22 protein-coding genes are annotated in these 24,377 nt (G+C 41.7%); 12 read left to right on the top strand and 10 right to left on the bottom strand.

The annotated features are described in order from the left end of the window. Window positions 1-45: 45 nt before the first annotated feature. From KFB94_04140 to KFB94_04130, 3 genes are all read right to left on the bottom strand, one after another. Window positions 46-1,683, bottom strand: coding sequence for an NAD(P)/FAD-dependent oxidoreductase (locus tag KFB94_04140; GenBank protein ID QVL46293.1), 1,638 nt, complete (start codon window positions 1,681-1,683; stop codon window positions 46-48). A 71-nt stretch (window positions 1,684-1,754) separates the two neighbouring features. Beyond that, complete coding sequence (locus KFB94_04135; GenBank protein QVL46292.1) at window positions 1,755-2,360, bottom strand: DnaA regulatory inactivator Hda; 606 nt, start codon at window positions 2,358-2,360, stop codon at window positions 1,755-1,757. 2 nt (window positions 2,361-2,362) lie between these two features. Continuing rightward, window positions 2,363-3,460 (bottom strand): AI-2E family transporter, encoded by a 1,098-nt coding sequence (locus KFB94_04130; GenBank protein ID QVL46291.1) that lies wholly within the window; start codon window positions 3,458-3,460, stop codon window positions 2,363-2,365. 150 nt (window positions 3,461-3,610) lie between these two features. Between KFB94_04130 and purM the strand changes: the two genes are divergently transcribed. The 6 genes from purM to KFB94_04100 all read left to right on the top strand — a co-directional run bounded on the left by purM (window position 3,611) and on the right by KFB94_04100 (window position 9,657). Next, window positions 3,611-4,657, top strand: coding sequence for a phosphoribosylformylglycinamidine cyclo-ligase (gene purM, locus KFB94_04125; GenBank protein QVL46290.1), 1,047 nt, complete (start codon window positions 3,611-3,613; stop codon window positions 4,655-4,657). Between the two features lie 109 nt (window positions 4,658-4,766). Further along, a complete protein-coding gene (locus KFB94_04120) occupies window positions 4,767-5,450 on the top strand; it encodes a DUF3108 domain-containing protein (protein QVL46566.1) in 684 nt (227 codons plus the stop codon). A gap of 110 nt (window positions 5,451-5,560) precedes the next feature. Beyond that, a complete protein-coding gene (locus KFB94_04115; GenBank protein ID QVL46289.1) occupies window positions 5,561-6,880 on the top strand; it encodes an RsmB/NOP family class I SAM-dependent RNA methyltransferase in 1,320 nt (439 codons plus the stop codon). Between the two features lie 2 nt (window positions 6,881-6,882). Continuing rightward, window positions 6,883-7,839, top strand: a complete 957-nt coding sequence (locus tag KFB94_04110; protein ID QVL46288.1) for a 5'-nucleotidase — start codon at window positions 6,883-6,885, stop codon at window positions 7,837-7,839. Window positions 7,840-7,882: 43 nt separating this feature from the next. Further along, the gene (locus tag KFB94_04105; GenBank protein QVL46287.1) at window positions 7,883-9,112 is read left to right on the top strand and encodes a dicarboxylate/amino acid:cation symporter; all 1,230 of its coding nucleotides are present in this window, start codon (window positions 7,883-7,885) and stop codon (window positions 9,110-9,112) included. A 17-nt stretch (window positions 9,113-9,129) separates the two neighbouring features. Next, entirely contained in the window at window positions 9,130-9,657 is a 528-nt protein-coding gene (locus KFB94_04100; protein QVL46286.1) for a GNAT family N-acetyltransferase, read from the top strand. Between the two features lie 41 nt (window positions 9,658-9,698). On the opposite strand, the gene KFB94_04095 is transcribed toward KFB94_04100, so the two are convergent. The 5 genes from KFB94_04095 to KFB94_04075 form a co-directional block, all read right to left on the bottom strand. Beyond that, entirely contained in the window at window positions 9,699-12,815 is a 3,117-nt protein-coding gene (locus KFB94_04095; protein QVL46285.1) for an efflux RND transporter permease subunit, read from the bottom strand. 12 nt (window positions 12,816-12,827) lie between these two features. Beyond that, complete coding sequence (locus tag KFB94_04090) at window positions 12,828-13,922, bottom strand: efflux RND transporter periplasmic adaptor subunit (GenBank protein QVL46565.1); 1,095 nt, start codon at window positions 13,920-13,922, stop codon at window positions 12,828-12,830. A 32-nt stretch (window positions 13,923-13,954) separates the two neighbouring features. After that, on the bottom strand, window positions 13,955-14,509 hold the full coding sequence (gene ampD, locus KFB94_04085; GenBank protein ID QVL46284.1) for a 1,6-anhydro-N-acetylmuramyl-L-alanine amidase AmpD: 555 nt from the start codon (window positions 14,507-14,509) through the stop codon (window positions 13,955-13,957). Window positions 14,510-14,770: 261 nt separating this feature from the next. Beyond that, on the bottom strand, window positions 14,771-16,159 hold the full coding sequence (locus tag KFB94_04080) for a sigma-54-dependent Fis family transcriptional regulator (protein ID QVL46564.1): 1,389 nt from the start codon (window positions 16,157-16,159) through the stop codon (window positions 14,771-14,773). A gap of 2 nt (window positions 16,160-16,161) precedes the next feature. Further along, window positions 16,162-17,763, bottom strand: a complete 1,602-nt coding sequence (locus KFB94_04075; protein QVL46283.1) for a sensor histidine kinase — start codon at window positions 17,761-17,763, stop codon at window positions 16,162-16,164. Between the two features lie 354 nt (window positions 17,764-18,117). Here KFB94_04075 and KFB94_04070 point away from each other — a divergent pair, with 354 nt between their 5' ends. The 4 genes from KFB94_04070 to KFB94_04055 all read left to right on the top strand — a co-directional run bounded on the left by KFB94_04070 (window position 18,118) and on the right by KFB94_04055 (window position 20,146). Beyond that, window positions 18,118-18,684 (top strand): RNA polymerase sigma factor, encoded by a 567-nt coding sequence (locus KFB94_04070; GenBank protein ID QVL46282.1) that lies wholly within the window; start codon window positions 18,118-18,120, stop codon window positions 18,682-18,684. A gap of 24 nt (window positions 18,685-18,708) precedes the next feature. After that, window positions 18,709-19,107, top strand: a complete 399-nt coding sequence (locus KFB94_04065) for a DUF3619 family protein (GenBank protein ID QVL46281.1) — start codon at window positions 18,709-18,711, stop codon at window positions 19,105-19,107. A 31-nt stretch (window positions 19,108-19,138) separates the two neighbouring features. Beyond that, window positions 19,139-19,654, top strand: coding sequence for a DUF3106 domain-containing protein (locus KFB94_04060; GenBank protein QVL46280.1), 516 nt, complete (start codon window positions 19,139-19,141; stop codon window positions 19,652-19,654). A 69-nt stretch (window positions 19,655-19,723) separates the two neighbouring features. Beyond that, window positions 19,724-20,146, top strand: a complete 423-nt coding sequence (locus tag KFB94_04055; GenBank protein QVL46563.1) for an RDD family protein — start codon at window positions 19,724-19,726, stop codon at window positions 20,144-20,146. Here the strand turns inward: KFB94_04055 and lptG are convergent. Further along, window positions 20,143-21,231: an LPS export ABC transporter permease LptG gene (lptG, locus tag KFB94_04050; GenBank protein QVL46279.1), complete on the bottom strand. Its 1,089-nt coding sequence runs from the start codon at window positions 21,229-21,231 to the stop codon at window positions 20,143-20,145. The genes KFB94_04055 and lptG overlap by 4 nt on opposite strands. Before the next feature lie 2 nt (window positions 21,232-21,233). Further along, window positions 21,234-22,364, bottom strand: a complete 1,131-nt coding sequence (gene lptF, locus KFB94_04045) for an LPS export ABC transporter permease LptF (GenBank protein ID QVL46278.1) — start codon at window positions 22,362-22,364, stop codon at window positions 21,234-21,236. 82 nt (window positions 22,365-22,446) lie between these two features. Between lptF and KFB94_04040 the strand changes: the two genes are divergently transcribed. Both KFB94_04040 and KFB94_04035 read left to right on the top strand, forming a co-directional pair. Continuing rightward, window positions 22,447-23,937 carry a leucyl aminopeptidase gene (locus KFB94_04040; protein QVL46277.1) on the top strand — a complete coding sequence of 497 codons (1,491 nt, stop codon included), beginning with the start codon at window positions 22,447-22,449 and terminating at the stop codon, window positions 23,935-23,937. A 6-nt stretch (window positions 23,938-23,943) separates the two neighbouring features. Beyond that, on the top strand, window positions 23,944-24,372 hold the full coding sequence (locus KFB94_04035; GenBank protein ID QVL46276.1) for a DNA polymerase III subunit chi: 429 nt from the start codon (window positions 23,944-23,946) through the stop codon (window positions 24,370-24,372). The last annotated feature ends 5 nt before the right edge of the window (window positions 24,373-24,377 follow it).

Genomic DNA, 24,377 nt, shown 5'->3' with positions numbered 1-24,377 from the left:
ATCGATTCAGTATACGCCACGCTCATCTTAAGCTGTTGATTTATATCAACGAGAGGCTGCTAAACTGAAAGCAACCGCCTCAGCCACTTTAATGCCATCTACGCCAGCTGATAAGATGCCGCCTGCATAACCCGCGCCTTCGCCACAAGGGAATAGGCCTTTGGTGTTAATGCTTTCAAATGTGTCGTCATCGCGTTTAATTCTAATCGGTGCAGAAGTGCGGGTTTCTACGCCTGTTAATATGGCATCTGGCAAATCAAAGCCATGAATTTTTTTGGCAAATTCGGGAATCGCTTCACGCATGGCAGTAATCGCAAATTCAGGTAAGGCATCCGCCAAGTTAGTCAGCGTCACGCCTGGTGTATAGGAGGGTGTTACTTCGCCTAATTGTGTTGAAGGTTTATTGGCTAAAAAGTCGCCAACTAATTGACCGGGCGCATTGTAATTGCGGCCACCCATGACATAAGCATGACTTTCCAATTGGCGTTGTAGCATCATGCCAGCTAGCGGGTGGTTAGGAAAATCTTGTTCTGGCGTAATGCCAACAACAATACCAGCATTCGCATTGCGCTCATTACGGCTATATTGGCTCATGCCATTAGTCACTACGCGCTCAGGCTCAGAAGTGGCCGCGACCACTGTGCCACCAGGACACATACAAAAGCTGTACACACTGCGACCATTTTTGGCATGATGCACAAGCTTATAATCGGCGGCGCCGAGCTTTGTTAGTAAGTCTTCACTATAGCTTTTTCCATAGCGAGCACGGTCAATTAATCCTTGTGGATGTTCTATTCTAAAGCCGATAGAAAAAGGCTTGGCTTCGACAAAAATACCCTTGTTATGAATCATTTCAAACGTATCGCGAGCGCTATGACCAACAGCCAATACCAAATGATTGGTTTGAATATGCTCACCTGTTTGTAAAGTCACACCTTGCACTTGGCCATTCACAATATGAATATCATCGACACGGCTTTCAAAACGAATTTCACCACCTAAATCAATAATGGTTTGGCGCATTTTCTCGACCACGCCTACCAATTTGAATGTGCCGATATGCGGATGGCTGACATATTGAATTTCTTCAGGTGCTCCCGCCTTGATAAATTCTTGAATGACTTTTCGCCCATAATGCTTGGGGTCTTTAATTTGACTATATAGTTTGCCATCAGAAAAGGTGCCTGCACCACCTTCACCAAACTGCACATTCGATTCTGGATGTAAGGTATTTTTACGCCATAAAGCCCAAGTGTCTTGTGTGCGTTTACGTACTTCTTTACCACGCTCTACTACAATCGGGTTAAAGCCTGATTGCGCTAAAATAAGTGCAGCAAAAATACCGGCAGGGCCAAACCCTACAATGATAGGTCTTTGTTTTGATGCAAGATTGTTTTGAGCAACAAAATGATAGCCAGTGTCTGGTGCCACATTGACATGCTGATCATGTTGATATTTTGCGAGTAATCTCGCTTCGTTGTTGACCTCAACATCTAAGCTATAGACATATAAAATCGCATGTGATTTACGTGCATCCACGCCACGTTTAAAAATGGTAAAGCTGCGTAAATCAGTTTCAGCAATCGCTAAGCGTTTCAGTATCGCCGCTTTAATTTGATCATCTTGATGTTTGAGTGTATCTGCCTGCTCAATGGGGAGCTTGATTTCGGTAATGCGTATCATATGTTGCCAATCTTTAACGTGGGATAGTATTTATCTATCAATAGCGAAATTGTACAGGATGTTAAATCAAGTTAGATGTCTAGGTCTAGCTGTAATCGTTTTTTTAGCATAGCGACTGTGATTGGCTTTTTTTCAATAAGCGACCACTCATCTAGCGCGTTTAGTGTAGACATTAATGTTGGCAAGTCTCTGCGCAAATAGCGAAGACAGTAAGTAATGACTTCTTCTGGTAAGCGCATGCCACGCTCCATTGCATGATTTTTTAACGCTTCTATTTTTTCTTTATCTGTAAGTGGCTGCAGTTGATATACCAGTCCCCAAGCTAAACGCGTTGCAAGGTCATCACGTAGCTGCATCTGCGAGGGCGCATGTAAGCCTGCAGCAATCAGTTTGCTACCACTAGCCTTCAGTTGATTGTAGGTGTTAAATAAATCAACTTGTGCGGCACTGTCTAGCAGGTGTACATCATCGGCAATATAGACGCCAAGATTGTGTGCTGCAGTGAGTAGGTGACTTTTGCCGCTGCCTGTTGGCCCCCATAAATAGATGAAAGAAGACTCAGCAGAGTCTGTGAGTAAGTGTTGAATGCTGGCGAGTGCTTCCGCATTATGACCAATCACAAAGTTATCTAATGTTTGCGCTGGCGCTGGCTGAATATCGAGTAAAAGCTGCTTCATATTTATTTTAAGTAAGCATCGCTTTCTAAGTAGTTTTGCTGGGTGTGACGGAGACCAACTGCAAGCGCTGCAGTGACAGGTAAAGCAAGCAATACGCCAGCAAATCCAAATAGTTGCCCGCCCGCTAATAAGGCAAGAATAACGATGACAGGATGAAGTCCAATGCGATCGCCTACTAAGTAAGGCGTGAGGACATAACTTTCAAGGAGTTGACCAATCCCAAATACCAACAGTATAGGTATCATGCCCACTAAGCTATTCAATTGCAGTAAGCTGAGCAATAGTGCCATGATGAACCCAACAGCAAACCCTAAGTAGGGAATAAAGCTGAGTAAACCAGCGAGCAGGCCAATTGATAGCGCCATTTCTAAATCTGCCATCCATAAGCCTATGCTATAAAAGAGAGATAAACAGAGCATGACAGATAATTGCCCGCGGAGAAATTGTGCCAATACTTGATCAATCTCTGAGGCAATATCGGTAGCTTTTGCTAGCCATTTCCTTGGAATAAGATGGGTTATTTTTGCGATAAGATGATCCCAGTCGCGCAAAACGTAGAATAAAACAATGGGTAATAATAAAAGATTGGTCATTATACCAATCAATGCCAATCCTTTATTCCCTGCTATTTTTAAGAGACTATTGGCCACATTGCCAGTCTCACGCCAATGGTCGGCCAATACTTGTTGAATTTGCGACATATCAATGGCGATATGAATGTCTAACTGAGCGGCCAACCATGGTTCAACATGCGATCGAAAATAATTGATAAGGAGAGGTAACCTATCTGCAATACGTATAGATTGTTGTTGTAATAAGGGGATTAATATCAATAAAACGCCAATCATAAAAGCGATGAGTGTGAGCATCACGATGATGGTTGCTGGTGTTCTGCCAAGTTTATATTGTCTAAAGCCAACAAGACTGAGTCTATCGACAAGAGGATCGCAAATATAGGCCAAAATAGCAGCCGCTAAAAATGGCGTCATAATTGGCGCTAATTGATAAAAAGCGAACAGCAGTAGTAGGGCGAAAATGGTCCAGCGATTATCGCCAAAAATACGGGTAATTGTTGCGTTGTTTTTTGGTTGAATGGCCATAGTGAGTTAAAATGTGCGCTTATAAAATAAGCGATAAGCAAAATTATACTGAAGTTAAACAGCTTAACGTAATTTATTAAGAAACACATTAATAAACGCTGACTAACCATCCTTAAAGATAACACTGAAATAAGATGAAATGAGACTATTTTGAGCGCACATTCTAACGATACTCCTATAACCTACCGCGATGCTGGTGTTGATATTGAAGCTGGCGATGCGTTAGTGAATCAAATAAAACCGTTTGCCAAGCGCACTATGCGGCCGGAGGTAATGAGTGCTATCGGTGGTTTTGGCTCAATGTTTGCTATGCCCACTAAATTTAAAGAGCCAGTATTAGTATCTGGCACTGACGGAGTTGGAACAAAGCTGAAGCTTGCATTTGAACTGAATCAGCATGACACCGTCGGTATTGATTTGGTTGCAATGAGTGTTAACGATATTTTGGTGCAAGGCGCTGAGCCTTTATTCTTTTTAGATTATTTTGCATGCGGTAAATTAGATGTTGATACTGCTGCTAACGTGATTAAGGGGATTGCTGCGGGCTGCGAAGAGTCTGGTTGTGCTTTGGTGGGTGGTGAGACCGCTGAAATGCCAGGCATGTATCCAGCAGGTGAATATGATTTAGCGGGTTTTGTGGTTGGCTGTGTGGATAAAGCCAATATTATTGATGGCTCCAGCATTATTGATGGTGACATTGTATTAGGCTTGGCATCTAGTGGCGCCCACTCAAATGGTTATTCATTGATACGCAAGTTAATTGAGAAATCTGGCGTGGATATGGAATCCGATTTTCACGGACGAACATTTAAAGATGTCGTTATGGCACCGACTAAGCTATACGTTAAATCCATTTTAGGATTATTGGAAACCATCACCGTCAAAGGTATGGCCCATATCACGGGTGGTGGCATTACTGAAAACGTGCCGCGCGTATTACCAGAAGGATTAACAGCAGAAATCAGTGCGAATAGTTGGGAGATGCCTCCCTTATTTCAATGGCTAAAAAAACAAGGCAATATCGCGGATAAAGAAATGTATAAAACATTTAACTGTGGCATTGGTATGGTTGTTATTGTTGCGAAAGAGCAGGCAACTGAGGCTAAAAAAGTATTAGAAGCAAAAGGCGAGACGGTTTATCAGATTGGTCAGATTCGTCTACAACATGCTGGGGAAGCGCCAACGATTGTCATTTAGTGATTGTAGGTTTGCACTGACAATGCAATCATGACAACGAAACGTAAAGCGTAGCCGTTATATTACGTGATAGCAATTTAAGTAAGGGTAAGCGATGATGTTGTTAAAAATGAGGCAGGGCATTTTATTCGGATTGTTAAGCGTATTAGCCATTCATTTTGCATATGCAGCACCTAAAACAGTGACGCTGGAATACGAATTAGAGCGTGATGGCAAATTATTTGCCAATATTACAGAGCAGTTTAGCCAAGAAGGCAATCAATATGCCATTCATTCTGTGACGCAAGGCATTGGTATTTATGCATTGCTAGGCAAACGAGAATTAAAAAGCAATGGCCTTGTTACCAAGCAAGGTTTAAAACCATTACACTTTGAATCACTACAAAGCGCCAATGCAAAACGGACATTAATTAATGATTTTGATTGGGAAAATCAACGCTTAAATATGCAAGTTAAGGGGCGCGAGCAGGTGCTTGCGCTACAGGATGGTACACAGGATTTATTGAGTATTATGTATCAGTTTATGTTTAGGCCACCAACACAGCCTTTATTTGCAATGCCGTTAACAACCGGTAAAAAGCTATCTGTAACTGATTATGCTGTCGTTACTCATGTGCAAGTACAAAAAACCAAAGCAGGTAGCTTTAATGTGGTGACATTAACAGAGCGTAACACAGATGAACCAAAAATCGTTTATCTGGCAAAAGACCATTATCATTTGCCAATTAAAGTCGTCATGTATGATGATGGTGCTAAATTTGAGCAAACTTTAATCAAGTTAACACTGGAATAAAGTTCGCCTATTTTGAAGCAACTGATATCAACAAGTGGTCAATGTCTGCTTTTGATGAAAATAGTCATTCATATCAACCCCATTCAACCTATTCAAGAATCGCCAAAACAATGACACCTAATTTACTCCGTCAAGCAGCCATGTTACTAAATGACATGCTCAATTTTGATAAACCAGCCGATGCCAAAATGAGTGAGTTTTTTCGTAACAATCGTGATTTGGGTAACAAGGAGCGCGCGTTTATTGCTGAAAGTGTGTATGGTGTGATTAGGCGGTTGCGCTTTTTAAGCACACTCACAGCAAACGAAGAAAATGATCCCGATGATGCGCGTAAGCTCATTTTAGCTTGGTTGCTCCGTGTGCAAGGTCGTAGTTTGCGCGATTTAGATGAAATGTTAACTGAGCAGCAGAAGGAATGGGCTATTGTGATTAAAGCCAAATCAACAGAAGGTTTTCCCATTGCGGTGCAGGCCGATGTGCGCGATTGGCTGTGGGAAAAACTGGTTGTGCAATATGGTGAAACGCAGGCACTCACAATCTGCCGTAGTATGTTTGAACAAGCGACGTTAGATTTGCGTGTTAATACGATTAAGGGCACACAAGAAGATGCGCTAGCCAACTTGATTGCCGAAAATATTAGCAATGAAAACACGATTACGGCAATGCCTTATTCCCCTATTGGTATTCGTATGCCGAATCGTGTGGGTATCAGTAAACATGTATTATTTACCGAAGGCAAAATTGAGGTGCAAGATGAAGGCAGTCAGATTTTAAGTTATTTGGTGGCACCAAAACGTGGTCAAATGGTGGCAGATTTATGTGCAGGCGCAGGTGGTAAAACACTGGCTTTAGGTGCGCTGATGCGTAACACTGGGCGTTTGTATGCGTTTGATATATCTGAAAAGCGCTTAAATAATTTAGGCAAACGGCTGAAGCGCTCTGGTTTATCCAATTTAAATGCACAAATCATTAATAACGAAAATGATTTAAAGCTAAAACGATTAAATGCTAAATTTGATCGTGTGTTGGTTGATGCGCCATGTAGTGGTTTGGGGACTTTGCGTCGCAATCCTGATTTAAAGTGGCGTCAGACAGAACAAGATGTGATTGAGTTAAATGAAAAGCAAAACAATATTTTGGCGCGTGCTGCCAAATTAGTTAAAGCAGGCGGTCGGGTAGTTTATGCAACGTGTAGCTTATTGAGAGAAGAAAACGAGGCTATCGCAGAGTCATTTTTAAACGCACATCCAGACTTTATCTTAGTACCAGCAAATGAAGTGCTGGCTCAGCAACAGATTAATCTGGACACTGGAAAGTATTTAAATTTATTGCCACACTTACATGGTACAGACGGATTTTTTGCTGCAGTATTCGAAAAAAAACTGGCTGAAATTACGCCCAATGTTAAGTCGTTAAAGAAAGTAGCTTAAACATGTCGCTCGATCTTTCTAACACCTTGGTTGTTGGTATATCAGCAACGGCCTTATTTGATTTGGGCGAGGCAGATCGATTGTTTCAAGAGCAATTGCAAGTGGACGTTGAAAAGGCCGTTGTGGAGTATCGTCAATATATGCTTGCGAGAGAAAATGAACCGTTGTTAGATGGTACGGGCATGCCGCTTATCAGAGCCTTGCTTGAGTTGAATAAGTTTCATCAGAAAGACGAATCACCTTTAGTTGAGGTGGTTGTGATGTCAAGGAACAGCCCCGAAACAGGTGTGCGTGTTTTTAATAATATCCGAAAACTAGGTCTGAAAATCAGTCGACATGCCTTTACAGGCGGTGAGTCGGTCGCCGACTATATTGAAGCATTTGATGTTGATTTATTTTTAACAACCAATATTAAAGACGCACAAAAAGTCATGGATGCAGGTAAGTGTGCGGTGGCTTTATTAAAAGAGCCACCAAAAGATATTGATCAATTGCCAAGCGATCAAGTCAGAATTGCGTTTGATGGCGATGCGGTGCTGTTTGATGAAAGTAGCGAACTGATTTTTAAATCAAAAGGCTTAGATGAATTTCAGCAAAATGAGGACTTACAACAACATGTGCCAATGCTAGAAGGTCCTTATGCTTCATTTCTGCAAAAGCTGGCTAAATTACAAAGTCGATTGCCATTTGGTGTGGAAATGTCGCCAATCCGCTTGGCTATCGTAACAGCAAGAAGTGCGCCCGCGGAGATGCGCGTGATTAACACATTACGCCATTGGGGTGTTTATGTGAATGAGGTGTTCTTTTTAGGCGGGCTCAATAAAGCGGCTATTTTAAAGGCATTTAAGCCACATATTTTTTTTGATGATCAAGATTTGCATATAGAAACTGCCTCAAAACTAGTGCCCGCAGGTAAGGTTCCTTATAAAACTGATTCTTTATTAAACAAGCATAAATAGGTAAAGTGGCTAATCCAATTCAATTTTTTAAAAGAGATTGCCAATGAAGTTGCCTAGTTTAAACATACAGATATTCCTTGGCGCCTTGTTTGGCGTGTTAATCGGCTTGTTATTACAGAAAACAGGCATAGAAAATACCAGCGCCTCTTCAAGTTTATATGCTGCCACGATTGTCGGTACTTTATTTATCGATTTGCTTAAAATGATTTTAATTCCATTGGTGTTTTGTAGCATTGTGGTGGGCATTGCCAATTTGCGCCAACATCAACAAATGCATGCCGTGTGGATTTCTACCCTTGTATTTTTTGTGTTTACAATGGTGATTGCCATGATAGTCGGCATGGCGGCTAGCAATTACTTTCAGCCTGGCGCTGGTTTGGCATTTAGTATGTTTGAAGGCGCAATGCAAAACTTCCAAGCGCAACAAATGCCGTTATCAGCTTTCTTAGCACACTTTCTACACAACTTATTTGTAAATCCATTTCAGTCTTTAGCAGAAGGTAAAGTGTTATCAGTAGTCATTTTTGCACTATTTTTAGGTATTGCACTGGTGATGGGCGGTGAGCGCTATCGGAATATTTTGGTGCTGCTAGAAGAGGCATTGGAAGTGACCATGCGTATGGTAAATTGGATTATGTATTTGGCGCCATATGGTATTGCGGCATTGTTGATTCAGTTAATTGCAACGCAGGACGTATCAGTATTAGGCACTTTGGCAAAATTTGTAGCGGTAGTGGCAGGAACATTACTGTTTCATGGCGTTATTATGTTGCCATTGCTGTTGTTTTTATTGACTGGTAAATCACCTATTTGGTTTTGGAAAGGTGCAAGGCAGGCGCTGATTACTGCTTTTGCTACCAGTTCTAGCTCTGCCACCTTGCCCATCACAATCCGCTGTGCTACCGAACAACTTGATGTCAAACCAGAGATTGCAGGCTTTGTTATCCCACTTGGCGCTACCATGAATATGGATGGCACTGCGCTTTATGAGGCTGCGGCCGCTTTATTTGTTGCAAATTTGGTTGGTGTAGATTTAAGCTTTACGCAACAGCTGATTGTTTTTTTTACTGCGATGATCGCCTCTATAGGCGCGCCTGGCATTCCGAGTGCCGGCATGGTCACCATGGTATTGGTCCTGCAATCAGTTGGTTTGCCGGCGGAAGCCATTGCGATTCTTTTGCCGGTTGACCGTATGCTTGATACTTTACGCACCACCGTGAATGTTGAAGGCGATATGACGGCCAGTTTGGTTGTTCAAAAAATTGTTTCTTAAGGTGCCACACATTTTCTATGTTACATTTTTATAAGGCCGACCTGATTGATGCTGAGCCAATCGCAAGGTTGATTAACAGCGCTTATCGTGGAGAGTCTAGCCGCAAAGGTTGGACGACAGAAGCAGATATTCTAGATGGCCTGCGCACGAAGACAGCTGATATTACTAAGATGATTAAACGACATGACGCGTTTATTTTAATTGGTGTGCAGAACAATGAGATCATAGCGACGATTTGCTGTGAACTGCAGGTCATTGCATTTAAACATACTGCCCATTTTGGCATGATTGCAGTAAAGCCAAGTTTGCAAAATAGAGGGCATGGTAAAGACATGATTAACGCTGCAGAGACGATGACTAGGCGTGAATGGCGAGTCGCTGGCTTTCATATGACCGTAATTTCTTTACGCACTGAGCTCATCGAATTTTATGAGCGTCTTGGTTATCAACGAACGGGCGAGTTTGAACAGTTTCCTAAAAATCCTGATTTATGGCAACCAAAAATAGAAGACTTGAGTTTGCAGGTGTTAGTCAAGTTAGCTTAGCGTTGTTGTGCGCCATTGGGCATGGCTAGAACAACTTCAGATTAGGTTTTATTCAATTTTTCTAGATTAAATCTTTGCATACCGTGCATAACTAATGAATACGCGGCTGGCACCACGACTAAAGTGAGTAGTGTTGATGAAATCATACCGCCGATAATGGCAATTGATAGCGGCTTATTCGTTTCACTACCAGCGCCTAAGCCAATAGCAGCAGGTAATAAAGCTAAAATAATGGTCAGTGATGTCATGATGACGGGTCGCAGTCTGATTGGGCAGGCTTCAGTCAGTGCTTGATTAATGCCAGCACCTTTTTCCCTTAATTGATTGGTCAAATCGATTAGTAAAATCGAATTTTTTGCGACGAGGCCAATGAGTAATACCAAGCCTATCATGGAATAAATATTTAAGGATTGGTTAAATAGCAGTAGCCCAATGAGGCCGCCAATAATAGCAAGTGGTTGGGCAAGCATCACAATAAGCGGTTGGATAAATGAATTAAACTGACTGGCAAGTACCATATATAACAACACGAACGCTAATACAAAGACGAAGGACATATTGTTAATCGTTTTGCGCATTTCCTCTGCTTGGCCAGAAAGTGTTAATTTATACTCGACAGGAATCATAGTCGCTGCCGTTGATTTGACAATGTCTAATGCTGCATTTAAAGAGATGGTTGGACTGGCGTAAAAATTAACAGCATATTGCAAATCATAGCGACCAATTACCGCCGCGCCCAGGGTTGATTGAAAACTAGCTACAGCGTCTAATCGGATTAATTCACCATTACTATTTCTGAGATAAATTTTACTTAAATCATCAGCTTGCTTTAATAATGCCTCATCTGCTTTTAAACGGATATCATAGCGTTGTCCGTCGCTGATGTTATCGTTATACCTAGCAACATTAATACCACCTGCATAAAGAGAAATGGCCGTGGCTATTTCTCTGGCATTTAAACCTAAATTAGCTGCACGCGTGCGATCAACATCGACGCTGAGCTGAGGTAAATCTAATTGCACATCCGTATCTACTTTACCCATGCCTTCAATTTTAGAAAGTGCTTCTTTAAACCGGTTTGCAACTTCACCTAGCTCAGTTAAATTGTTACCAGTGAGAATGAATTGTAACTTCTCCGAGCGCTGACCAGCTGATATAGAAGGAGGCGATGCGAAGGCATTGACACCTGGTATTGCAGCCAAATCTTTTTTCACTAGTTTGATAAGTTCACCTTGGCTAATGCGACGTTGCTCTTTTGGTTTGAGGCGTACACTCACGTTACCTTGATTGACTTGACCGCGTGAGCCGGTACCAATAGATGCATAGTAACTGTCAATTTCTGGGTATTTCGATAGCGCTGTTTCAATCAGTTGGAGTCGTGAGTCGGTATATTCTAGATTGGAGCCTAACGGTGTTTTTACGCTGATATTAAACGCGCTTTCATCAGATTCTGGTACAAACTCTTTAGTGACATATTTCATACTATAAAAGCCAGTTATGGCGACAAATAACGCGGTAAAGATCAGAATAAAGCCACGGTGCTGTAGGGTGAGATCTAATAGCTTCTTATAAGCAATATCTAATTGTGCTAGTGCATTGGCTATTTTTGTATAAATGATATTCTCTTTCTGTACTACGTTTAAATACCGTGAGCACAGCATGGGCGTGAGAGTGAGCGAAACGAATAATGAGATGAGGACACCAAAAGTAACGACCACAGCAAATGACTCAAAAAACATACCCACAATACCATCCATAAAAATGACGGGCGCAAAAATACAGATTAAAGAAGCTGATGATGCAAGTACGGCAAACACCACTTCGTTGCTGCCATTCAAGGTGGCTAAACGACGAAAGTTGGCTACCGCTATTGGGTTCTTAAAATCTGCATCGCTCAGCTTGTTACCTAACTCGCCCGACATATGGCGCATAATACTTTCACGCACCACAATGGCATCGTCCACCACGACCCCAATTAGCAGCAACAGTGCGAGTAAAGTCATGCTATTAAATGTATAGCCAGCAAAATACATCACTGCAATAGCGCCGAGTAATGACACGGGAATCTCTAAACAAATCATGATGGTAGAGCTTAACGACCGCATGAAAATGAGCACAATGAGTGCGGCAAATAAAGTGCCTTCTACCAAATGCTCTTTCAGAGAGTTAACAATTTGGTTAATAAAAATAGAATCATTCGAAGAGATTTCTAGTTGTAAACCAGGCGGTAAATTAGGAATGATTTCTTCATCCATCTTCTTTTTAACAGCATCAATAATCTCAACTGTGTTGGTATTTGCAATTTTGACAATCCCAATACCCACAGTTGGTTTGCCACTGTAACGCGCGATTTGCCGGTTGTCTGTGATGCCATCTTCAACCTTAGCAATGTCTTTAAGATAAATGGGGACGCCAGCCATTTGCCTCACTACCATGTTTTCTAAATCACGAATATCGTGAAACTCTAAATCTAATTTAATCAGCTGTTCGGCTTTTTCACTGACTAAAAACCCACTTGGGAGCTGTACGTGCTCTCTTTGAAAAGCATCAATTAAATCATTTGCACCTAGCTTGTATGCGGCCATCCGCTCTGGGGATACAATGACGCGAATGACACGTTCACGCTGGCCGCCAAATCGAACTTCTCCTACCCCATTAATAGTTTCAAATTTTTTCTTAAGTACATTGGTGGCATATAAATTCAATTGCTGGATAGTGCGATCACCATTTAATGAAAGCCAAATAATCGGGCGGGCGTCAGCATCTACTTTTCTAACGGTGGGTGGATCAGCATCCGCTGGTAAGCGTTTTAGAATTTGACTAATTTTAGATTGCACTTCATTGAATGCAACATCAATATTTTTTTCTAAATTAAAAGTAATGCTAATGGTGGATACACCTGGAGAAGAGGCTGAACCAATATGGTCAATGCCTGGTGTGGTATTAATCGCAGACTCAATAATACTGGTAATGCTGGTATCAACAACTTCAGCATTAGCGCCACGCAGCGTAGTAGTAATGGTAATAACCGGAAAATCTACCGAAGGAATACGATCGACTCCAATACGATCATATGAAATAACACCAAATAAAATAATCATCCCAGACAACATCCAAGCTAGGACGTGTCTCTTAATGGAGAATTCAGGAAGCGTCATATTAAATAATACCTAACTATCTGCTGTATCACGCTCTTTTGCAATCTCTACCGGCGCATTATTGGTTAAAAATCCTGCCCCATCAACAACGATAATGTCATCAATAGTTAGGCCGGAGCGTATTTCTATCAAGCCATTTTGGCGGATGCCTGACTCAACAACGGCTTCATAAGCGATGCCGTCTCGCACTATGTAGACTACTTCCCCTGCAGGACGTAGGACAAGGCTTTGCTCAGGAATCATGGTCGTATTGGGGCGCTGACTTAAGACAACGGTACCTGTGACCGTCGCTCCTGGCTGCCATCCTTGTGCATGATGAATATCTGCGATTACATCAATCGTGCGTGTACCCTCTTCAATCAATGGCTTAAGCTCGCGAATAACCGTTTCTACCATTTGGTCGCTAGTCGGGGTTTTGAGTCTAACCATTAAGCCTGGCTTTAATTGTGAACTAAGTTGCTCTGGAAAAGGTAAATGTGCACGTAACATTTGGGTCGACACAATCTGCACGATAGGGTCACCTACACGGAGGTAGTCGCCTGTATCGACAGGCTTACTTTCAATAATGCCAGTGACTGGCGCAATAATCTGTGATTTGCTACTGTCATGGTTGATGCTATTGACACGCGCTTTAGCAGCGATCAGTTGTTGTTTTAGTACATTTTCTTGAGCAATTTCATTATCGACAGCATTTTGAGAAATAAAGTTTTGATCAACTAAGGCTTGATTACGCGCAACAACTTTGGACTGATTCTGTAACAGCGCTTGAATTCTAGCCACCTCAGCTTGCGCCTCGTTACGTTGCATTATGTAGTCTGACGCATCTAGTGTTGCGATAAGTTGACCTTTTTTAACGGTATCACCAGTATTGACATACACTTTAATCACGCGCGCTGCCATTTCTGCCGCAAGCGTTGGATTGATGAGCCCCTCTAGTGAGCCGACTGAGCTTTGTGTCACCTCTATGGCCTGACTTTTGACTGATGTCACTGTAACTAAGGTGGCGCGAACGCCTGTATCTTTATTAGCAGTTGCATCATCAGTGCCGCATGAAGTTAGCATTACAGAAAGAAAAAAGGCGAAAATAACGACAGTATATTGATGCATAAGTAAGCGGTTCAGTCTATTTATTAAATGTTTCATGCTGTATTAATTTTTGACCAATCAAAAAAAGGGCCTGGATCTGTTTTACGTCCTGGCGCTATATCTGAATGACCAACAATGTGTTGAATCGGATAAGTTGCTTTTAAGGTAGTTAGTAAGCGATTCAGTATTGTATACTGTGTTGCTTCAAATGGCTCAGTATCACATCCTTCCAGCTCTATTCCGACCGAGAAATCATTACATCGTTCACGCTTTCCCCAACTAGATATACCAGCGTGCCATGCGCGTTTGTTGCAGGGCACGAATTGAATGAGACTGCCGTCTCGTCTGATTAGAAAGTGTGCTGACACTTTGGCAGTATAAATCTGAGCGTAGTAGGGGTGTTCGTCTGGATCCAGTTGATTGGTAAAGAGGGCAATAATCCCATTGCCGCCATATTGGGTTGGCGGCAAACTGATATTATGGATAACCACCATATCGATTATGCAATCGCTACTTCTGTCGTCACAATTAGGTGAGGCTATTTGCTTGGCGCTAGCAATCACCCCTGCACTGTCTATATGATACGGCCGATAGATTGATTTTCCCATGCCGTTATTTTATGTGATTTCTGCATAAAAACGCTTTCCTGTCTCAAATAAATGCATACTTCATTTAAGCGTATTTTAATATCGATGACACCCCGGATGATTATGATTGCAACTAACATGCTTATTCATCCATTACCCTCTTTAAGAATTGGATGATCGTAATAACTTGATCTGGTATGCAGTGTGGTGATAGGTAAGTGGCTTGCTAGCAGGTCGATAATGATTTAGTCTGGACCACGATCCCTTCACTACTACCATACATTAAGACTCTTCTATCACCTCGTCAGTATCGGGCGTATCGTCTTTTGCTAGGCCCAGTTTTACCAATCGATAACGCAATGTTCTAAAGCTAACGCCAAGTAATTTAGCGGCAGCCGTTTTATTATGATTGGTTTTTTCTAATGCTTTTAGAATTTCACGCTTTTCAATATCTTCTAGGTAGTTAGGTAAGCTTGTGTCATCGTTTTTACTGGCGTTAGATGTTGACGTGTCAATATTGTCAATATCTGTATCAATTAACAAATCTTCAACATTTATTATCTGTCCGTCAGATAAGGCAAGCGCGCGCTCTAGCATATTTTCTAACTCACGCACATTGCCTGTAAATGGATGTGAGGCAATCAGTTTGCTGGCTTCTGGCGATAATGTTGGTACGGCGATAGACTGTGCTTGGCACAGTTTCTCTAGAAGCTTTTGTGTTAGCTCTGGAATATCTTCAGGATGCTCTCGTAAAGCGGGCATTTTGAGTTGAATAACATTTAAACGGTAATACAAATCTTGCCTAAACTGACCGACGGCCATCATCTCTGTTAGGTTCTTATGGGTGGCACTAATGATACGAACGTCTACTGTTTCTTCAATGGTATCGCCCACTGCGCGCACCTTCTTCTCTTGGATGGCGCGTAATAGCTTAACTTGCATTAGCAAAGGCAAATCAGCCACCTCATCCAAAAACAATGTACCGCCATTCGCCGCTTGAAACAAACCAGGGGTATCTTTTATCGCGCCGGTGAAGGCACCTTTTTTATAACCAAAAAACTCACTTTCCATTAATGATTCTGGAATAGCACCGCAATTGACCGCCACAAAAGCATCGTCTCTTCGTGAGCTGTTTTGATGAATCAGTCGCGCAGCAAGTTCTTTACCACTGCCTGATTCGCCACTGATGTAAACGGGCGCTTGGCTACGCGCGAGCTTTTCTATCATTGTTCGAACCTGATTAATGGCGCTAGAGGTGCCAATTAAACCTGCTGTATTTTTAGAGGTTGTGCTAAACATGCCCGAAAGCTTAAGTGCTGATTCAACCAGAGGACGTAATTGTTTAAGTGAAATTGGCTTGGTGAGATAGTCAAAGGCACCCGCTTTAAGCGCAGAAACAGCATTTTCTGCGCTGCCATAAGCAGTAATCACCGCAACTGGTAATCCATTGTGTTCGTTCGAAATATACATAACCAGATCTAATCCCAACCCGTCAGGTAAATGCATATCGGTCAAGCATAGGTTGTATGCTTTGCTCGCTAGCATATGCTTGGCATCGCTAATATTGCGTGCACTATCCGCGTGGATATCCATGCGCTCAAGGGTCAATACCACTAATTCACGAATATCAGTTTCATCATCAACCACTAAGCATTTAAATTGATCTGACATCATTAAATTGTGGCTCCCTTAATTTGAATCGCAAACTTTGCACCACGTTTTGTTGGGCGGAATTGTAAATTTGCCCCATTCGCTTCTGCAAGCTCGCGACTGATATATAAGCCCAAGCCATTACCTGTCTTTTCAGTCGTAAAGAATGGCTCAAATAAGTGGTTGCTGACAGCATCTGGTATGCCATCACCATCATCGGTAATTTCAACCGTAATGATAAATGGCTCAATCCCGGGAGATATTTGGAGATGTAGACTTCCTTCTTGTTGCAGGCTATGTCGCCATCCATTTTTACAAAGATTCCATAAAATTTGATTTAAATGTCTGCGGTCAAAAAGGACAAGATCATCGTGATGTTCTGTTGTTAGCAGAAACTCTTTTACAGATATATTTTCAACTGCACAAAATTCCTGCTGAAATTCAGTGATAAATTGTTTGAGTGGGATTAATTCTTGATTGGTGCGATCTCGTCGATTGAGTTCAAGGATGTCTTTTATGATTTGATCAACACGCGCTACATTATCATCTATGATTTGCAACAAGCGTTGATTAGCCGCAGTCATCTCTTCTTCCTGCAATAGTTGGTTTGCATGGCTAATTGAGCTCAGCGGATTGCGAATCTCATGTGCTATCTTAGCCGTTAAGCGACCCAGTGCTGCAAGCTTAACTTGGTGAGATTGTGTTCGCACTTGTGACCAGTCTTCAATAAATACAACAGCGCCCTGATTGCGACGTTCTGCAACGGGTAGAAAACTAATGCGTAACTCACGCGCATGCACATGAACAGTTGAAATGTTTGGCATAGCATCGTCAATTGGTTGTTCATTGTTAAACCATCTAATGAGCAATACTGCAATTTCAGGGGCTATTTTCTCGAGACTTTTTTCTTCCCAATCAGCATGCTCTAAATTCAAAAAGGCATGTGCTTGTAAATTGTGGTGCTTAATAAACAAATCTTGATCAACAACAATGACGCCATCCTTCATCCTGTGCGTAATAAGCGCATTCACATAGGCTAGACTTTTTAAGTCCAAGCCCCGTTGTGAGGCAAGTTGTTCACTATTTTGCACTCTCTCTGCTAAGCTGTGCGCGAGCCAAGCTATGGCAAAGCAGGCCATGCTTAAAATAACAGATGAAGTGTAGTCATGGGTGATATCAGGATGAAGCAACGCGCTTAAAAATTGCTGTAACAAAATGCCGATAGTCGCTATCGCCGCATAAAATAGAGATAAACGACCGTCACTAATTAAACTGGCGGCTGCAATCGTAATGACCAGTAATAACCCCATCACACTATGGCTAGCTGTGTTTGCTTGTGTTAACAGCAAAATAAATACAACATCTAAAACAATTTGAAGCGGCAGGGTTAATTCTAATGTTGGTTTTTCAAACCAAGTGGCAACCGCTGAAACGATACTGAAGACGAAATACCCGAGAGCGGTTTTGGTGAAAGCATCGTGATTGATTACATCCCAATTCAGGATAAGGGTGTGGTTAAATAATAAAGTGAAGGCAACTAGTACCCGATAGCCGTTATAAAGTTTAAAGCTCATCCAGTGCGACTTAATGAGTTTTTGATTATCGGGAACGGATATTGATGCCATGTAAATGCTTTACTTTGGTTGGCAGTCGGGATTGTTGCAGTAAACTGCATGACCAATACTGTGTGCTTTACTTTCAGGGATATGAACACCGCAGTGATGACATGCGACTATTTTTTCTGATGATAATGTCTGCTCCGTTGCGGTGTCATTAGCGCCAATAAACTTGATGAAACGCTGTAACACAACATAGAGAATCAAAATAAAGATAACGAATAATAAAATTCTTAGCATGGTAATAATCATAACGGTAAAGCTTGGTTAGGGGTATAAATAAAGTCAAGTATAATCCCTCATAATAAAGGCTGGAAGCGCTTTTGCTGTTATACTGTGTATTAGTAATCATATTATTTATTCATGGCAAGCTCAAAAGAATTATCAGATTTTCTACATAACGTAGAGCGACGCGCCTTCAAGCAAACGCTTTATGCCGTTCGCGATGAACATGTTGCAATGGATATCATGCAAGATGCTATGTTGAAGCTAGCAGATAAATATCCTGATAAACCCGTGGCAGAGTATCCGATGTTGTTTCAGCGTATTTTACAAAATACCATGCGTGATTATTGGAGACGGCAAAAGGTCCGATCACTATGGACAACACTACTTTCGTCTTTTAGTAGTCAAGATGATAATGGCGATCCTAGAGATCCATTAGATACTATGGATGTGGATGATGGTGCCCAAAATCCAGCCACACAATTAGAAAATAGCCAAACACTACGGGTTATTGAAGCAGCGTTAGAAAGCTTACCTGCTCGTCAACGAGAAGCCTTTGTACTGCGTTATTGGGAAGAGATGAGTGTTGCCGAGACGGCAGAATCTATGGGCTGTTCAGAAGGCAGTGTAAAAACGCATTGCTCACGCGCGTTGCATACAATGGCCTCATTGTTAGAGCAAGAGGGTTTAGGTATAGTCAAATAGTTGAAAAATTAAGGGGGTGACGTCATGAAAACACATCATACTAATGACGAAGACAATGCACATTTGGCGGTGCAAGGCCGACAAATTGCTAAGTTACTAGATGCAAAATCGCAGCGCTTAAGTATGCGTACATTGCAACAATTGGAAGAGGGCAGGCGCCAAGCAATTAGCCACCATAAAAAACATGCTGGATTAGAAGTGAATACAGATGGTACGCTTAGTCAATGGGTAAGCTGGGCTGATCATCATCGCAGTGGACTGATGGGCTTGGCATTGTTGGTGATTGTCACAGTTTTTTTGACACTACAAAACTTAGGTGCAAATGAAACAAGTGACGCATTCTTGCTTGGAGCAGATTTGCCACCAGAAGCTTTTGTGGATAAAGGGTTTGAGCCAGCATTGAATCGGCCAACTAGCCTATAGAATAGGTATATAGATTAAAGGTATGTTAGTAATGAAAAAGTGTTGGTTGTTATGTCTATTATTGTTAGTGATGCATGTGCAAGCTGCACCATATGAGATGCAATTGGATGAACTGCAACAGCGTCAAGTGCAATTAGCCATGACAGATATTGTCCGTGTCAATTCGCCATCGAGCGACGAAGCATCTTCCAAGAAGTGGGCCCAATTGACTGAACAGCAACGCAAGGTGCTGGCCCCCTTGGCGGCTGAGTGGGATACGTTGCGATCTTGGCAACGTGAAAAGATGCTTGATATTGCCGCAGATTATCCCAAGATGGATGCAAAAAAACAAAAGCGTGTGCAGAACCGACTCAATACGTGGAGTCGGATGACACCTTATGAGCGTGAGAATGCGCGTAAGCGGTTTCATAAATTTCACAGTTTGAGTCCAGAGCAGCAGCAGATCTTGCGTGATAAGTGGGCTGAGCATCAGAAGTTGCCTGAACATCTACGTGAAGAAATGCGTAAGCAATCTGGTGAAGTTTATTATGATCCTGAGCTAGATTAATTTTGCTATTTTGGTGATATTAAAATACCCGCTGATATCTTTAGTGGGTTTTTTATGGATGTGGAATCTATGAATCGTGTTGGTTTGGTGAGTGTTTTTGCGGCTGGTGCTTATGAGATGTTATCGTTGCTTGCACTGTGGTTGCTTTTTACTGCAATCTTTTTGTTGCTGTTCGGGCCTGCAGAAACGGGATTAAACAGATTTTTTTTACAACTATTGCTATGGTTGGTGGCAGGGGCTTATTTTGTGCGCTGTTGGATGACCACAGGTCAAACGCTAGCCACACAAGCATGGAAGCTAAGAGTGGTCAGTCAGAGTGGGCAGCCATTAACGATGACATGTGCGATGTTACGATATTTATTCGCAAGCTTTTCTTTATTCAGTTTTGGCCTAGGGTTTTTGTGGGCTATTTTTGATAAGGAGGCCTTGTTTTTACATGATAGAGTGCTAAAAACACGGCTAATTAAAGTGATTCCAAGTAGCCAAAACTAGCGTCGTTCAATCATAAAAATAAGCGCTAAACCCGCCAATAGAAATAATGTTGTTGGGGTAATGGCGCTGATTAATGGTTGCCAATCGTTCAAAACGCCCAAATGACTAAATACGCGATTCATGATTTGGTAGACGACACCAAGTAATATGCCTATAAATATTTTGGTGCTCGTGCTGGATGCGCGTTGCTGTAAGAACCCAAACGGTAGTGCTAAAACCACCATTACAATACAAGCAAGTGGATAGATGACTTTTGCCCAAAGTGCAACTTCGTATCGTGTGGTTTTTTGCTTATTATTGGCTAAGTGCGAAATAAAGGCGTACAAGTGCCAAGCGGACATTTTTTCTGGTGCAACTAAAAGCACGTTTAACAACTCTGGGCGAATCGCAGATTCCCAATTGGCCTGACTGAAAAATGTTGTGTTTATCTGGGTTTGGTCAGTTTCTTTTGTGTTACTGAATTTGGTTTGAAAGACATCACTTAATCTCCATCGACCATCTAAATAATCTGCTCTTTTCGCATTGCTAATAGCGGTTAGTTTAAATGTTGCATCAAACTCGTAGATGCTGATTTCTAGTAAAGAGGCATCTGGCATTACAGTAGCAACATTGATAAAACTCTTATCATCTTTCACCCATAACCCTGACTTGAAATCTTGTGCAACAACAGCATCAGTTGCTTGGATACGCATACGCTGTGCTATTTTTTCACTAACGGGTGTGATGAGTTCACCAATTAGAAAAGTGATGATAGTGAACAAAAGTCCCACTTTTGCAAGAGTAAAACCAATATGTGCGATGGATAATCCGCTCACGCGCATAATGATGAGTTCAGAGCTGCGACCTAATGTCCCCAAGCTGACCATCATGCCAATTAATACAGCAACAGGAGCGACTTCATAAATATGACCCGGCACGCTCAACAAAACAAAAGTAAGCATGTTCGCTATGTTGTAGTTGCCGCGACCAAGATTTTCCAATTCTTGAATAAAATCAAAAAATGAGAACATCGATAGTAAGCCTAGCATGATCATTGAAATGCTAAGCATTGATTCTTGCCATAAATAGCGATGAAGAATACGCATGATTAGTGTGCTATTTTCTTTTTGCGCCCAGGCAATCTCTGCATTAAGTGCGTGATTGTGGTTGGCAAGATAGGGAGTAAATAATTACGACGATAGAATAAATAAACGGCGAGTAATGCAAACAACCCGTGCACTGGCCATAGACCAATGAGCGGATGAATTTTACTTTGCGTTATCCATGCCTCGAAAATATTTAACATATTGTTGTAGATAATAAAAATGAATACAGCTAGCATCACGTTTAGAGAACGACCAGCACGTGGATCAACAAAGCTTAAAGGAATGGCTAACAATACCAAAATAATAGCAGATACAGGAATGGCTAAACGTGATTGTAATTCTGCTATATCACTTGGATTTTCACTCGAAAATAGGTATTGAGATGGCACTGTTTCAGTTTTTGCAATTGGTTGTGCAATCTCTTTTGTTTCAAGCCGCAGCGCATAACGTTCAAATTCGGTGGATGACATTTCTGCTGAGTTAGGTTTGCCTTGATAACGCCTACCATTTTCTAACAAGATAAAACGGTCGTCATTTTTTGCGGTATATCGACTTCCTTTACTGGCAACAATAATACCTGTTTTTTGATGCTGCGTTGATTGAACAAATACATTTTTGACCACATTGCCTAACTCATCAAAGCCTTCTATAAAGTAAACGCGCTCACCATTATTCGATTCTTTAAACACACCAGGGCTAATGGACGATGACTCATCTCGTGCTTTGAGTTGTGTTTCATACTCGGCTACTTTTTGATTGGCCCACGGCATGACAAAGAAGCTGAGTAAAGTAATAATCACAATAACGGGTATTGCAAAGTTGAGAATGGGGCGAATCCATTTCGTAATGCCCAAGCCTGATGTTAGCCATATGACCATTTCAGAATCTCGATACCATCGAGTTAATGTAAGGAGCACAGTCAAAAAAATAGTGAGCGATAAAATTGCGGGTAAAAAGCGAATTAAATTAAAGCCAAGTATCGTGGTCAGCGCGTCATTGGGGATGGATCCTTTAGCCGCTTTTCCTACAAGAAAGCCCGCACGTTGTGCAACAACAATGCCAATCAGTATGAGGAATAAGGCGGTAGCTGAATAGATAAGCTCTTGCGCGAGTGATTTTTTAAAAATTTTCAATTGTTAGATTACGCTTTTATTTCACATCAAAACACTGGATAATTGATTTAATATTTTCAGACAACAGTATAAGGTTTAATAGATGGAATTTAGCATAAAAAATGGCAATCCTGAAAAACAACATCATGATTGTTTGATTATTGGTGTGTTTGACAACAAAAAATTGACGGCATCAGCAACAGCTTTAGATGCAGTTTCTGGTGAGGCGATTAGCGCCGTTGTCAAAGCTGGCGATATGAGCGGTGAGTTAGCCACTACATTATTAATGCATCAATTGCCGAATGTGGCGGCTAAACGTGTGTTGTTAGTTGGCCTTGGTGGGCAGAATGAATTTGGTGTAAAACAGTTTTTGAAAGCAACGCGAGCTGCAGTGAAAGCGCTGCCAACAGTAGCCAAGGAAGTTGGTTTTTATTTAACTGAGTTGCCGGTAACCGCAATCACTTTGCACGAAAAAGTAGCAAAAATAGCAGAAACTGTCATGGATGCGACTTATCAAATCAATGCCATAAAATCTAAAAAGCCAACAGCGATTGCATTAAAAAAAGTAGCTGTCTATGTAGAGAAATCGCAAGAAACTGAAGCAAAAAATGCTTTGGTACAAGGGTTGGCAATTGCTGAAGGTGTGAGCTTGGCAAAAGACTTAGGCAACTTACCTGGCAATGTGTGTACGCCTACCTATTTGGCCAAGCAAGCTAAACAGCTAGCTAAAGATTATGGCTTTAAAGTAGATGTGCTTGATAGAGCGCAAATTGAGAAGTTAGGAATGGGTGCCTTTCTAGGTGTTGCACAGGGTAGTGATGAACCTATGCGTTTAATCGTTTTGCAACATCAAAAAGGTAAAAAAGAGCAAAAGCCAGTGGCGCTTGTGGGCAAAGGCATTACGTTTGATACAGGCGGTATTTCACTCAAGTCTGGTGCCGAAATGGATGAGATGAAATATGATATGTGTGGTGCGGCAAGTGTATTAGGCACATTTAAAACAATTGGTGAGCTTGATTTGCCAATCAATGCGGTTGGTATTATTCCGGCATGTGACAATATGCCGAGTGGAAAAGCCTTAAAGCCTGGCGATATCATTACCAGTATGTCAGGCCAAACCATAGAAGTGCTGAATACAGATGCAGAAGGACGTTTGGTGTTATGCGATGCGTTGACATATGCAGAAATATTTGAGCCAAGTACTGTGGTTGATATTGCGACATTAACAGGCGCTTGTGTGATTGCACTCGGTCATCATGCATCTGCGGTTTACAGCAACCAAGATGCACTAGCAGCCGAGCTGATTGCGGCTGGAGAGTGTGCAGACGATAGAGCATGGCATATGCCATTGTGGGATGATTATCAAGCGCAGCTAGATAGTAATTTTGCAGACATGGCGAATATCGGTGGCCGTGCCGGCGGTAGTATTACAGCAGCTTGTTTCTTATCCAGATACGCAAAAAAATATGACTGGGCGCATTTAGATATCGCAGGAACCGCTTGGAAGTCAGGTAAAGCAAAAGGTGGAACAGGCCGCCCAGTCCCTTTGCTAACAACATTTTTAATTAAGCGCGCATCAGGCTATTCAATTTAGCATAAGATGACGCGTGTAATTTTTTACTCGAATGTTGCTGATAAGCACGCTGCCTTATTATTGTTAGTAGGTAAAGCGCTCGCGAAAAAGCATTTGATAACGTTGTTTGCTGAAAACGAAAAGGCAGCTAATGGGTATAGCGAAACCTTATGGGGAGGTGCTAGGGCTAGTTTTTTTCCCAATATGCTGGCATCGCATTCACTTGCGATTGAAACGCCAGTAGTGATTAACTGGCAAGATGATCAGTTATGCCAAGATGATATTTTGGTTAATCTGACCCAACGACAATTGACAGTTTTTAGTCGCTTTAGGCAGTTAGTTGAGCTGGTGGGCACAGATGAGAAAGATAAAGTTTTAGCAAGACAACGCTTTAAGTTTTATCGAGATAGAGGCTATGAAGTCCAACATTTTAATGAAGCACAATTAAGTGATTAAACAGT

This window comes from Methylophilaceae bacterium, from assembly GCA_018398995.1.
Lineage (GTDB): Bacteria > Pseudomonadota > Gammaproteobacteria > Burkholderiales > Methylophilaceae.
Note: the sequence above shows the minus strand (reverse complement) of the source record. Positions and strands in the feature narration are given on the sequence as shown.

Coding starts and splice junctions, on each gene's coding strand:
- KFB94_04140 (QVL46293.1), bottom strand. CDS start 1,683: ATGATACGCATTACCGAAATCAAGCTCCCCATTGAGCAGGCAGATACA.
- KFB94_04135 (QVL46292.1), bottom strand. CDS start 2,360: ATGAAGCAGCTTTTACTCGATATTCAGCCAGCGCCAGCGCAAACATTA.
- KFB94_04130 (QVL46291.1), bottom strand. CDS start 3,460: ATGGCCATTCAACCAAAAAACAACGCAACAATTACCCGTATTTTTGGC.
- KFB94_04120 (QVL46566.1), top strand. CDS start 4,767: ATGAGGCAGGGCATTTTATTCGGATTGTTAAGCGTATTAGCCATTCAT.
- KFB94_04115 (QVL46289.1), top strand. CDS start 5,561: ATGACACCTAATTTACTCCGTCAAGCAGCCATGTTACTAAATGACATG.
- KFB94_04110 (QVL46288.1), top strand. CDS start 6,883: ATGTCGCTCGATCTTTCTAACACCTTGGTTGTTGGTATATCAGCAACG.
- KFB94_04105 (QVL46287.1), top strand. CDS start 7,883: ATGAAGTTGCCTAGTTTAAACATACAGATATTCCTTGGCGCCTTGTTT.
- KFB94_04100 (QVL46286.1), top strand. CDS start 9,130: ATGTTACATTTTTATAAGGCCGACCTGATTGATGCTGAGCCAATCGCA.
- KFB94_04095 (QVL46285.1), bottom strand. CDS start 12,815: ATGACGCTTCCTGAATTCTCCATTAAGAGACACGTCCTAGCTTGGATG.
- KFB94_04090 (QVL46565.1), bottom strand. CDS start 13,922: ATGCATCAATATACTGTCGTTATTTTCGCCTTTTTTCTTTCTGTAATG.
- ampD (QVL46284.1), bottom strand. CDS start 14,509: ATGGGAAAATCAATCTATCGGCCGTATCATATAGACAGTGCAGGGGTG.
- KFB94_04080 (QVL46564.1), bottom strand. CDS start 16,159: ATGTCAGATCAATTTAAATGCTTAGTGGTTGATGATGAAACTGATATT.
- KFB94_04075 (QVL46283.1), bottom strand. CDS start 17,763: ATGGCATCAATATCCGTTCCCGATAATCAAAAACTCATTAAGTCGCAC.
- KFB94_04070 (QVL46282.1), top strand. CDS start 18,118: ATGGCAAGCTCAAAAGAATTATCAGATTTTCTACATAACGTAGAGCGA.
- KFB94_04065 (QVL46281.1), top strand. CDS start 18,709: ATGAAAACACATCATACTAATGACGAAGACAATGCACATTTGGCGGTG.
- KFB94_04060 (QVL46280.1), top strand. CDS start 19,139: ATGAAAAAGTGTTGGTTGTTATGTCTATTATTGTTAGTGATGCATGTG.
- KFB94_04055 (QVL46563.1), top strand. CDS start 19,724: ATGAATCGTGTTGGTTTGGTGAGTGTTTTTGCGGCTGGTGCTTATGAG.
- lptG (QVL46279.1), bottom strand. CDS start 21,231: ATGCGTATTCTTCATCGCTATTTATGGCAAGAATCAATGCTTAGCATT.
- KFB94_04040 (QVL46277.1), top strand. CDS start 22,447: ATGGAATTTAGCATAAAAAATGGCAATCCTGAAAAACAACATCATGAT.
- KFB94_04035 (QVL46276.1), top strand. CDS start 23,944: ATGACGCGTGTAATTTTTTACTCGAATGTTGCTGATAAGCACGCTGCC.